This is a genomic window from Streptomyces sp. AcH 505, from assembly GCF_000818175.1.
Lineage (GTDB): Bacteria > Actinomycetota > Actinomycetes > Streptomycetales > Streptomycetaceae > Streptomyces.
Map to the genome: position 1 here is coordinate 2,850,532 of NZ_JTIY01000001.1, position 10,907 is coordinate 2,861,438.

A 10,907-nucleotide genomic window follows, 5' to 3' on the forward strand; every position below is an offset into this window, starting at 1 on the left:
CCAGCGCGACCACCCCCGCCGCGAGCAGCGCGAGCGCCACCCCGCCCAGCAGCCACAGCTGTTCGGCGGCGCCGCCCGCCTCGGCCATGCGCCCGCCCGACACGGCAGCGGCGTGCCGGGCGTCCAGAACGTCACTCAGACCCATGACGGTCAATCTAGGTAAAAAGAATGATTATGTGTGGTTACGCCGCGCGACGGGACGCGTACTCGACGATCTCCCGCATCGGCGGCCGCTCCTCGGTGTCCACCGCGTACGTGCGCGGCACGAATCCGTCCGCGCCCCGCTCGAACTGCGTCAGCTCGGGGCGCACCAGATGCGCCCGGGACAGCCGGAGCTGCGCCGTACGGTAGATCGCCGCCGCCATCCGCCCGAGCGCCCGGTCGTCCTGGTGCCGGTGGACGCGCACCCCCACGTCGACCTGGCCCAGCGCGTCGAGCCCGACCGTGTGCAGCGCGTCCACCAGCAGCCCCAGCTCCACGCCGTACCCGACGGGGAACGCGAGCTGTTCGAGCAGCGAGCGGCGCACCGCGTACTCGCCGCCCAGCGGCTGGACGAAGCCCGCCAGCAGCGGCCAGTGCAGATTCAGCAGCGGGCGCGCCACCAGCTCCGTGACTCTGCCGCCCTGGCCGACCCTGCCGCCCTGGCCGCCGCCGCGCAGCCGCGCCGCCGCGCCGTCCAGCGGCCGGTCGTACATGGCCTTCACGAAGTGCATGTCCTGGTCGGTGAGCAGCGGGCCCACGATGCCGGAGACGAAGTCGGCGGAGAACCGCTTCAGATCGGCGTCCACGAAACACACCACGTCGCCGCTCGTCACCAGCAGCGAGCGCCACAGCACCTCGCCCTTGCCGGGCAGCGCGGGCAGCCGGGGCAGGATCTCGTCGCGGTGCACCACCCGTGCGCCGGCCTTCGCCGCCACCTCGCCCGTACGGTCCGCCGAACCGGAGTCGATCACCACCAACTCGTCGACGAGAGGCGCCTTCTCCATCAGCTCGCGCCGGATCACGGACACGATCTCGCCGACCGTCTCCTCCTCGTCGAGCGCGGGGAGCACGACGCTCACCGTGGTACCCCGTGTGGCCTTTGCCACCAGCAGCTGGTCAAGACTGCGGTCCGAGGCGGACCAGGAACGCCTGGTCAGCCAGCGTTCCACCTCTTCCAGCACGATCGGCTCTCCCTGCACGTGATCCATCTCGCGACGCGGACGGCTCTCTCAACCGTCCGTTCCTTCGGTTACAGTCTTGAACAACGCAGATGTCCTTCGCATGCCGGGGTCATCACGCGGAACAAACGCACCGGACCCCGGGTCCGGCGCCATACCGCTCATCCAGAGGGGCAGAGGGAACGGCCCGTTGAAGCCCCGGCAACCCTCCCGCCGACCGCGAGGTCACGGTGGGGAAGGTGCCAATTCCGTCTTGCGGCGAAACGCGTCGCGAGGAAGATGAGGAGAAAGGGCCTCGCCTCATGGCTGTGCAGACCGTCCAGAACACTGTCGACCTCGGACCCGCCGTCGCACTCTCGTGCCGCGAATGCGGAGAGCGATTCGACCTCGGCCCGATCTTCGCCTGCGAGAGCTGTTTCGGGCCGCTCGAAGTGGCGTACGACCTGCCGAGCGGCACCCCCGAAGAGCTGAAGAAGCGCATCGCGGCCGGCCCCGACAACATCTGGCGCTACGCCCCGCTGCTGCCGGTCCCGGCCGATGTGGCCGACCACCCGAACATCAACCCCGGCTTCACGAAGCTCGTCAAGGCCGACAACCTCGCGCGTGAGCTGGGCATCACCGGCGCCCTGCACGTGAAGGACGACTCCGGCAACCCGACGCACTCCTTCAAGGACCGGGTCGTCGCCATCGCCGTCGAGGCCGCCCGTGCCTTCGGCTTCACCACCCTCTCCTGCTCCTCCACCGGCAACCTCGCGGGCGCCGTCGGCGCCGCGGCGGCGCGGGCCGGTTTCCGCTCCTGCGTCTTCATCCCGCACGACCTGGAGCAGGGCAAGGTCGTCATGGCAGCCGTGTACGGCGGTGAACTCGTCGGCATCGAGGGCAACTACGACGACGTGAACCGTTTCTGCTCCGAGCTGATCGGCGACCCGCTGGGCGAGGGCTGGGGCTTCGTCAACGTCAACCTCCGTCCTTACTACGGCGAAGGCTCCAAGACGCTCGCCTACGAGATCTGCGAGCAGCTCGGCTGGGAGCTGCCCGACCAGCTCGTCATCCCGATCGCCTCGGGCTCGCAGCTCACGAAGATCGACAAGGGGCTCAAGGAGCTGATCAAGCTCGGTCTCGTCGAGGACAAGCCGTACAAGATCTTCGGCGCCCAGGCCGAGGGCTGCTCGCCGGTCTCCGCCGCCTTCAAGGCGGGCCACGACGTCGTACGGCCGCAGAAGCCGAACACCATCGCCAAGTCGCTGGCGATCGGCAACCCGGCCGACGGTCCGTACGTGCTGGACATCGCCCGGCGCACCGGCGGCGCCGTCGAGGACGTCAACGACGAGCAGATCGTGGACGCCATCAAGCTGCTGGCGCGCACCGAGGGGATCTTCGCCGAGACCGCCGGCGGTGTGACCGTCGGCGTGACGAAGAAGCTCATCGACGCCGGCCTGCTGGACCCGACGCTCACCACCGTCGTCCTGAACACCGGCGACGGACTGAAGACCCTCGACGCGGTGGCTCCCACGACCGGGCCGACCGCAACCATCAAGCCGAGCCTCGACGCGTTCCGCAGCGCCGGCCTGGCCGGCTGAACCCGCCGCCCACTACCTAAGGAAGGCACGCCACCATGAGCGTCAAGGTCCGCATCCCCACCATCCTCCGCACGTACACCGGCGGCCAGGCCGAGGTCCCGGCGGAGGGCGCCAACCTCTCCGAGGTCATCCAGTCGCTGGAGGCGAACCACCCGGGCATCGCGGCCCGCGTCCTGGACGACGAGGGCAAGCTGCGCCGGTTCGTGAACGTGTACGTGAACGACGACGACGTGCGCTTCGAGGGAGGCCTGGAGACGGTCACCCCCGAGGGCGCCGGAATCTCCATCATCCCGGCGGTAGCGGGCGGTTGCTGACCGTCCGCCGGCTGCGCTGAGTGACCCCTGGTGCCCCCTCCGCGAGAGAAGCGGAGGGGGCACTTCCATGTGGTTGAGCGCGGTACGATTCGGGAAGTGCCGCCCTCGCCCCGTTCCCGCGCGTGCCGGGCGCATATGAGAACGCGACAACATAGCGCCAAAGTCCGGATGCCGTTTGCCACTGTTACGTGCGCTTTGCCTGGCCCGACTTGCCCTGGAACGCTGTGAATTCACCGCTTCGTGCGATCAGCCATGCCCAGAATTCTCGTCTAATTGACCTGTTGCAGAGGGCAGTTGGGCAGATACATTCAGCCGCGGTCGACGCGTTCCGGCGCGAAGTGCGGTCCCGCGCAGGGGCCAGTAATAGGGGAGTTAGGCATGGCTCAGGGCACCGTCAAGTGGTTCAACGCGGAGAAGGGGTACGGCTTCATCGCGGTCGACGGTGGTGCGGATGTATTCGTCCACTACAGCGCGATCCAGATGGACGGTTACCGCACCCTTGAAGAAGGTCAGCGAGTGGAGTTCGAGATCTCGCAGGGCCAGAAGGGTCCGCAGGCGGACATGGTCAAGCTCGCCGTCTGATCCCGGCGCGATCGGCCACCGACGCATCACCAGTACTCACGCCGAGAGGCCCGCACCCTGACACCGGGGTCCGGGCCTCTCGTGCGTCCCCTCTCGTGCGTGTGTGCGCGGGGCGGTCCGGGCGGGGGTCGCTTGCGCCCACCCGTCGCCCGGCCGCCACCCCCCATCGATGACCCTTCGGGTCGCTTGCACTCTGGGGGGTCGAGTGCTAATCATTGGCGTTAGCACTCTGCAGGTGAGAGTGACAACTTATGGACCTCGTCAGCGAGGCCCGAGAGCCGGTGGGGCAAGGAACCGCACGGCTCTCAGGCCGTCCGTCGCGGGCGCGGACGCGGTCCGGAGAATCCACCCCAGTCCGGGAGGACCACTTCACATGGCCAAGATCATCGCGTTCGACGAGGAGGCACGGCGCGGTCTCGAGCGCGGGATGAACCAGCTCGCCGACGCCGTCAAGGTCACCCTTGGCCCCAAGGGCCGAAACGTCGTCCTCGAGAAGAAGTGGGGCGCCCCCACGATCACCAACGATGGTGTTTCCATCGCCAAGGAGATCGAGCTCGAGGACCCGTACGAGAAGATCGGCGCAGAGCTGGTCAAGGAAGTCGCCAAGAAGACGGACGACGTCGCCGGTGACGGTACGACCACGGCGACCGTGCTCGCCCAGGCGCTCGTCCGCGAGGGCCTGCGCAACGTGGCGGCCGGCGCCAACCCGATGGCCCTCAAGCGCGGCATCGAGAAGGCCGTCGAGGCCGTCTCCGGCGCCCTGCTGGAGCAGGCCAAGGACGTGGAGACCAAGGAGCAGATCGCTTCGACGGCCTCCATCTCCGCCGCCGACACCCAGATCGGCGCGCTCATCGCCGAGGCGATGGACAAGGTCGGCAAGGAAGGCGTCATCACCGTCGAGGAGTCGCAGACCTTCGGTCTTGAGCTTGAGCTCACCGAGGGCATGCGCTTCGACAAGGGCTACATCTCGGCGTACTTCGCCACGGACATGGAGCGCATGGAGTCGTCCCTCGACGACCCGTACCTCCTGATCGTCAACTCCAAGATCGGCAACGTGAAGGACCTCCTTCCGCTGCTGGAGAAGGTCATGCAGTCGGGCAAGCCCCTGCTGATCATCGCGGAGGACGTCGAGGGCGAGGCGCTGTCGACCCTGGTCGTCAACAAGATCCGTGGCACCTTCAAGTCCGTCGCCGTCAAGGCCCCGGGCTTCGGTGACCGCCGCAAGGCCATGCTCAACGACATCGCCATCCTCACCGGCGGCACGGTCATCTCCGAGGAGGTCGGTCTCAAGCTTGAGAACGCCGGCCTGGACCTGCTGGGCCGTGCCCGCAAGGTCGTCATCACCAAGGACGAGACCACGATCGTCGACGGTGCGGGCGAGAGCGACCAGGTCGCCGGGCGCGTCAACCAGATCCGTGCCGAGATCGAGAACAGCGACTCGGACTACGACCGCGAGAAGCTCCAGGAGCGCCTTGCGAAGCTGGCCGGCGGCGTGGCCGTCATCAAGGCCGGCGCCGCGACCGAGGTCGAGCTCAAGGAGCGCAAGCACCGCATCGAGGACGCGGTGCGCAACGCCAAGGCCGCCGTCGAGGAGGGCATCGTCGCCGGTGGTGGCGTGGCTCTGCTCCAGGCTTCCTCGGTCTTCGAGAAGCTCGAGCTGGACGGCGACGAGGCCACGGGCGCGAACATCGTCAAGCTCGCGCTGGAGGCCCCGCTCAAGCAGATCGCCGTCAACGGTGGTCTTGAGGGCGGCGTCATCGTCGAGAAGGTCCGCAACCTGCCGATCGGTCACGGCCTCAACGCCGCGAGCGGTGAGTACGTGGACATGATCGCCGAGGGCATCATCGACCCCGCGAAGGTCACGCGTTCCGCGCTGCAGAACGCCGCCTCCATCGCGGCGCTGTTCCTCACCACCGAGGCTGTTATCGCCGACAAGCCGGAGAAGGCCGGCGCGGCCCCGGCCGGCGGCGGTATGCCGGGCGGTGACATGGACTTCTGATCCACCGCGGCTCCGGCCGCCGGTCGATCGGCTGTTCTTACCGAGGGCGGCACCCCTTCTCCCAGGGGGTGCCGCCCTCGGGCGTTTCTTCGCGTCCGGTGGCCGTGTGGTGGGTGCCCGCGTCCGGGTGCCCGCGTCCTGTGCCGTTCGCCCAACCGTTCCCCAACTGTCGGCCGCAGGAGGGTGGAAGGAGGCGTACGCCGGGGCAAACTGACGGCGAGAGCTCCCCCTCCCCCCCGGAACGTGTGTACGCGCACGACGTGTGTACGCGCACGACGAGCAGGGACGACCGAGAACGATGGACAGAGTCCTGCGGCGGGTTCCGCTGCGTCAGATCCGGCAGATCGCCTGCGTCATCCCGATCCTCGTGATCGGTCTCTTCGTCTTCCAGCACTGGCCGGTCATCGCCGACGGCGGACACCAGCTCCTCGGGGCGAACCCGTACTGGCTGCTGGTGGCCGTCACGGTCACCGGTCTCGGCTGGGTCGCCGTGTCGTTCACCCGGCAGGGCACGGTCCTGGAGCCGCTGCCTGCGGGGCGGCTGCTCGCCACCCAGTTCGCCGCGGGCGCCGCCAACCATCTGCTGCCGTCCGGGCTCGGCGCGGGCGCCGTCAATCTGCGCTTCCTCAAACGCTGCGGGGTGCCGCTGGGCCGCTCGTCCGCCGCGCTCGCGCTGTATCTGCTCGCCGAGTCCGTCGGACGGATCTTCCTGCTGGCCGTCCTGCTGCTGGCGTTCCCCGACGCGCTGCGGCTGGACGGTCTCATACCCGCCGGGGCCGTCCTGCCGCTGGCGGTGACCGCCGGGGTGGTGGCGTGCGCCGCCGTGCTCGTGGTGGCCGCCGTACGGCCGCTGCGCCGGATCATCCGTACGTTCCTGACGACGGCGCTGACCGACGTCAGGTCCCTGCACACCAGGCCGGCCCGCGCGTTCGCGCTGTGGGGCGGCTCGCTGGCGTTCCCCGCGCTCCAGGCGGCGGCGCTGGTGACGGTCGCGCTGGCGCTGGAGATGCCGGTGCCCGTGGTGCATGTGGCGATCGCGTACCTCGCGGCGAGTGTCGCCGCCGCCGTCATCCCGACGCCGGGCGGGCTCGGGTCGGTGGACGCCGCCCTGGTGGTCACGCTCGTCACGACGGGCGCATCGGTCACCCTGGCCACCTCCGCCGTGCTGGGCTTCCGGATCATCACGGTGTGGCTGCCGTTGGTGCCGGGGGCGTTGGTGCTGGGCGCGCTGGTGCGGTGGAAGGTGGTCTGAGCGCGCAGAATGTGGTCTAGGCGGGCCTGTGGTCCCGGTAGAAGTCGGCCAGGGCGCCGAACGCGGCCTTGGGCTCCCACGGCACCCCGGGGTACGTCGTGCCGAGGCGGTCCTTCAGGACCCGGACGATGCCGTAGCTGGCGAGGTCCAGATCGTCGCGGGGATCGCCGCCGGGGCGGTGCGGGAAGTCGTACAGCGCGAAGGTGAAGACGAACGCGCTGTCGACGCCGCCGGCGTCGAACGCCGTCAGCAGCTCGCGCAGATACCTGGCCTGGCCGGCTTCGTCGCGGGCGTACACCCCGTCCAGCCGGACGGGGGCGCGGGTCGTCCCGTCCTCCTCGACGATCTCCAGCCCGCGTGCGCCCGCGTCGCCGGCGCCCCGGTAGCTCGCCGAGCCGAACTCGGTTATCGCCAGGGGAAGCTGGAGCGAGGTGACGAGAGCGGGGACGCTCTCGGCGAAGCTGTCCGCGGTCCCGGCCGACCGGTAGATGTCCATGGACGCGATATCGAAGGGCGTCCAGTCGACGCGCTCCAGCGGTACGGAGGCGTAGGTGACCTTGCCGCCGAAGCGCTCGCGCACGAGGGCCACCGCCTCGCCCAGGAACTCGTTGACGCGCGCGCCGACTTCACCGATGTGCCGGCGCAGCAGATCCGGCTCACCCAGCAGCGCCACCCGGTCCTCCGTGCTGTCGCCGGGCAGGAAACCCTTGTTCATCAGGGACAGTTCGGCGCCGGTGACGAACACGACCTCGGCGCCCCGCTGTCGGAGCCGCTCGGCGCGCTCGGCGCAGTCGGCGAACAGCGACAGCATCTCGGCGGCGGTGAGTTCGAGCGGGTACGGCGAGAACCAGACCTCAAGGCCGAGGCCGGCCGCGCACCCGGCGGCCAGCTCCAGCCGGTCGGGGTCGCCGCCCATGACGCGGACCGCGTCGCAGTGCAGCTCGTCGCGGATGACGCGCAGCTCCTGCTCGACCAGCTCGGGGGTGAAGTTCTTGCGGCCGGTCGATCCGTTGTGGACGAAGCCGGTGTCGTAGCTGATTCCTCGGGCGCGCATGCGTCGTTCCCTCTTCTCCGCGTCGTCGATTTTAGGGTACGGCTCGTACCTTAGTTGGCTGCGGGTGCAGGTGGCAATCAGAATGGGAAGGTACGAGCGGTACCGCTGGGGAGAAGGGTCAGGGCGCGTATGACGGAGCACCCGAAGCGGCAGCAGGCCGCCGCAGGCGGGACGCGGCGGCGCGGTGCTGTGCTGGAGGAGGCGATCCTGCGCGCGGCCGTGGACGAGCTGACCGAGTCCGGCTACGCCGGGCTGACGATGGACAAGGTCGCCGCCCGGGCGGGCACCAACAAGAACGCCCTGTACCGCCGTTGGCCGAACCGCCTGGCGCTCGGCATCGCCGCGTACCGGCAACTGGTCACCACCGTCCAGCCGCCCGACACGGGCGAGCTGCGCGCCGACGTCCTTGAGTGGCTGCGCCGGGCGAACCGGCACTGGAGCTCCCCGCTCGGCGCGATCCTGCGCGAACTGCTCGGCGCCGCCGGCGGCGCTTCGGAACTTCTCGGGCAGCTGCAGGACCAGTCGGGCGAAGCGGCTGCCGCGCCCTGGCTGACGATCCTGGGGCGCGCGGTCGCCCGTGGGGAAGCGTCCCCGGAGGCGCTGCACCCGCGGGTCGCGACCGTGGCCGTCGTCCTGCTGCGCAACGAGTTCGTCGTACGGGGGGTGCCTGCCGCGCCCGACGACGTCCTCGTGGAGATCGTGGACGAGGTGTATCTGCCGCTGGTGCGGCGGCGCGGTCCGGACAGCGGCTGACCTGGGGCCGGCTACTCCGCCGATCGGTCGCCGGCGCCCGGTGGGTCGTCGGCGCCCGGGGGGATGTCCAGCTCCGCCCACGCGATCTTGCCGCCCGGTGCGAACCGGGTGCCCCAGCGCCGGGACAGCTCGGAGACCAGATGCAGACCACGGCCGTGCTCGTCGGTCAGCCGCGCGTGCCGCATCCGGGGTGAGCTGGTCTCGGAGTCGGAGATCTGGCACTCCAGCGTCGTGTGCCGGATGAGCCGCAGCTGGACCGGCCCGGGGCCGCCGTACCGGATGGCGTTGGTGACCAGTTCGCTGACGATCAGCTCCATCGTCGTACTCAGCGCTTCCAGACCCCAGCGCTTCAGCTGCCCGACGGCCAGCGCGCGGGCCTCGGTGACCACGGCGGGATCGTTGGCCAGCTCCCAGGAGACGACGTGCTCGGGGCCGAGCGAGCGGGTACGGGCCAGCAGCAGCGCGACATCGTCCTGGCACGGGGTCTTCTTCGCCAGCGTGTCCACGACCTGCGAGCACAGTTCGTCCAGGGGGAGTCCGCCGTCGCCGACGGTGCGGGCGAGCTGGGCCATGCCCGAGTCGATGTCGGACGTGCGGGACTCGATGAGCCCGTCCGTGTACAGCGCGATCACGCTGCCCTCGGGCAGCACCATCTCGGCGGACTCGAACTCCAGCAGCCCCAGACCGATCGGCGCGCCGGCCGGGATCTCGGGGAAGGTGACACCGCCGTCCGGGGTGACGATCGCGGGCGGCGGGTGCCCGGCGCGCGCCATGACGCACTGCCGGCTGATCGGGTCGTAGACGACGTACACGCAGGTGGCGCTGATGCCCGGCGCATTCGTGGTGTCGGGGTCACCGTCGGCGTCGGACAGGTGCACGACGAGTTCGTCCAGTCGCGCCAGCAGTTCGGCGGGCGGCAGGTCCATGTCGGCCAGGGTGTGTACGGCCGTACGGAGCTGCCCCATCATCGCCGCCGCGTTGATGCCGTGCCCGACGACATCCCCGATGACCAGCGCGATCCGGGCGCCGGAGAGCGGGATCACGTCGAACCAGTCGCCCCCGACGCCGTCGTGCAGATCGGCCGGCAGATAGCGGGTCGCCACCTCGACCGCCCTGCCGCCCGACAGGTTGCGGGGCAGCAGATGGCGCTGGAGGGTCAGGGCGGCCGTGCGCTCGCGGGTGTAGCGGCGGGCGTTGTCGAGGCTGAGCGAGGCCCGTACGACCAGCTCCTCGGCGAGCAGCAGATCGTCCCGGGAGAAGGGCGCCAGGGTGTCCGTACGGAGGAAGACGGCGACGCCCAGTACCGTGCCGCGCGCCTTGAGCCCGATGAGCATCAGGGAGTGGATCCCCGCCTTGGCCGTGGCCCTGGCCCGCGCCGGGTCGGCCTCGAACCAGGTCCCCGTCGTGTCCAGCACCGGCTCGAAGTGCGACTGCCCGTCGGACAGGACCTTGCTGAAGGGCGACGACGGCGGGACGTAGATGGGCTCCCCGCGCGCCCACACGGACTCGGGCGCGCCCTCGTGGATGGAGGCCACTCCGGCGCGGCGGAAGACCGTACCGCCGTCGGAGGTACCGGGCCTGCCCTGCGGCTCCTCGCCGAGCTGGACGGATTCGGCGAGATCGACGGTGACGAAGTCGGCGAGGAGCGGCACGGCCACGTCGGCCAGCTCCTGCGCGGTGTTCATGACGTCCAGCGTCGTGCCGATCCGCGTACCGGCCTCGTTGAGGATGGCCAGCCGCCGGCGCGCCCAGCTGTTGCTGATGTCCATGGCCAGCGAGCACACGCCGAGCGGCCGTCCGTCGACGCCGTCGAGCCGGAAGTACGACGAGGAGAACACGCGCTCCTCGGGTTCCGATGAGGCCGTGCTGCGGCGGCCGTCCTGGTCCGTGCCGATCCAGCGGAACTCGTGGTCGATCACCGGGACGCCGTCGTCGAGGACCTGGCGCATCGCCGCCTCGACGGACGCGGTGTCGAAACCGGGCAGCGAATCGGTGAGCCTGCGCCCCAGCGCCTGGTGGGCGAGGGCGCCGCTGTCGCGCTCCGCCGTGTCGTTCAGCCACATGCAGCGCAGGTCGCGGTCCCAGATGGCGAGCTGGATCGGTGCGTGGTTGAGCAGCGTCGTCAGCACGGACTCGTCCAGCGCGGGGACGGTCCGGGCCTCGGGCAGCGGCGCCGCCGACACGAACCAGTCCGTACGGCCGCCGGGGCCCGC

General features: G+C 70.1%; 9 protein-coding genes and 1 riboswitch. Of the genes, 6 read left to right on the top strand and 3 right to left on the bottom strand.

Features of this window, described 5'->3' with window-relative positions; genetic code table 11:
- Positions 1 to 182: 182 nt before the first annotated feature.
- On the bottom strand, positions 183 to 1,163 hold the full coding sequence (locus HY68_RS13115; protein WP_041995932.1) for a glucosyl-3-phosphoglycerate synthase: 981 nt from the start codon (positions 1,161 to 1,163) through the stop codon (positions 183 to 185).
- 155 nt (positions 1,164 to 1,318) lie between these two features.
- Positions 1,319 to 1,446, top strand: a riboswitch (SAM riboswitch).
- Positions 1,447 to 1,462: 16 nt separating this feature from the next.
- Between HY68_RS13115 and thrC the strand changes: the two genes are divergently transcribed.
- From thrC to HY68_RS13140, 5 genes are all read left to right on the top strand, one after another.
- Complete coding sequence (gene thrC, locus HY68_RS13120; protein WP_041988364.1) at positions 1,463 to 2,740, top strand: threonine synthase; 1,278 nt, start codon at positions 1,463 to 1,465, stop codon at positions 2,738 to 2,740.
- A 35-nt stretch (positions 2,741 to 2,775) separates the two neighbouring features.
- Complete coding sequence (locus HY68_RS13125) at positions 2,776 to 3,054, top strand: MoaD/ThiS family protein (protein ID WP_041988367.1); 279 nt, start codon at positions 2,776 to 2,778, stop codon at positions 3,052 to 3,054.
- Positions 3,055 to 3,432: 378 nt separating this feature from the next.
- On the top strand, positions 3,433 to 3,636 hold the full coding sequence (locus HY68_RS13130; RefSeq protein ID WP_005315736.1) for a cold-shock protein: 204 nt from the start codon (positions 3,433 to 3,435) through the stop codon (positions 3,634 to 3,636).
- A 373-nt stretch (positions 3,637 to 4,009) separates the two neighbouring features.
- Positions 4,010 to 5,635, top strand: a complete 1,626-nt coding sequence (gene groL / locus HY68_RS13135; RefSeq protein ID WP_041988372.1) for a chaperonin GroEL — start codon at positions 4,010 to 4,012, stop codon at positions 5,633 to 5,635.
- 298 nt (positions 5,636 to 5,933) lie between these two features.
- A complete protein-coding gene (locus tag HY68_RS13140; protein WP_041988373.1) occupies positions 5,934 to 6,887 on the top strand; it encodes a lysylphosphatidylglycerol synthase domain-containing protein in 954 nt (317 codons plus the stop codon).
- A 16-nt stretch (positions 6,888 to 6,903) separates the two neighbouring features.
- Here HY68_RS13140 and HY68_RS13145 read toward each other — a convergent pair whose 3' ends face one another.
- Positions 6,904 to 7,941, bottom strand: a complete 1,038-nt coding sequence (locus HY68_RS13145) for a hypothetical protein (RefSeq protein WP_041988376.1) — start codon at positions 7,939 to 7,941, stop codon at positions 6,904 to 6,906.
- A gap of 129 nt (positions 7,942 to 8,070) precedes the next feature.
- Between HY68_RS13145 and HY68_RS13150 the strand changes: the two genes are divergently transcribed.
- Positions 8,071 to 8,694: a TetR/AcrR family transcriptional regulator gene (locus HY68_RS13150; protein ID WP_041988379.1), complete on the top strand. Its 624-nt coding sequence runs from the start codon at positions 8,071 to 8,073 to the stop codon at positions 8,692 to 8,694.
- Positions 8,695 to 8,705: 11 nt separating this feature from the next.
- Here HY68_RS13150 and HY68_RS13155 read toward each other — a convergent pair.
- A partial coding sequence (locus HY68_RS13155) for a SpoIIE family protein phosphatase (RefSeq protein WP_347560424.1) occupies positions 8,706 to 10,907 on the bottom strand: 2,202 nt, incomplete at its 5' end.

Bases quoted from the DNA above. Each gene is read 5' to 3' on its own strand.
- thrC (WP_041988364.1), top strand. From the start codon at position 1,463: ATGGCTGTGCAGACCGTCCAGAACACTGTCGACCTCGGACCCGCCGTC.
- HY68_RS13125 (WP_041988367.1), top strand. From the start codon at position 2,776: ATGAGCGTCAAGGTCCGCATCCCCACCATCCTCCGCACGTACACCGGC.
- HY68_RS13130 (WP_005315736.1), top strand. From the start codon at position 3,433: ATGGCTCAGGGCACCGTCAAGTGGTTCAACGCGGAGAAGGGGTACGGC.
- groL (WP_041988372.1), top strand. From the start codon at position 4,010: ATGGCCAAGATCATCGCGTTCGACGAGGAGGCACGGCGCGGTCTCGAG.
- HY68_RS13140 (WP_041988373.1), top strand. From the start codon at position 5,934: ATGGACAGAGTCCTGCGGCGGGTTCCGCTGCGTCAGATCCGGCAGATC.
- HY68_RS13145 (WP_041988376.1), bottom strand. From the start codon at position 7,941: ATGCGCGCCCGAGGAATCAGCTACGACACCGGCTTCGTCCACAACGGA.
- HY68_RS13150 (WP_041988379.1), top strand. From the start codon at position 8,071: ATGACGGAGCACCCGAAGCGGCAGCAGGCCGCCGCAGGCGGGACGCGG.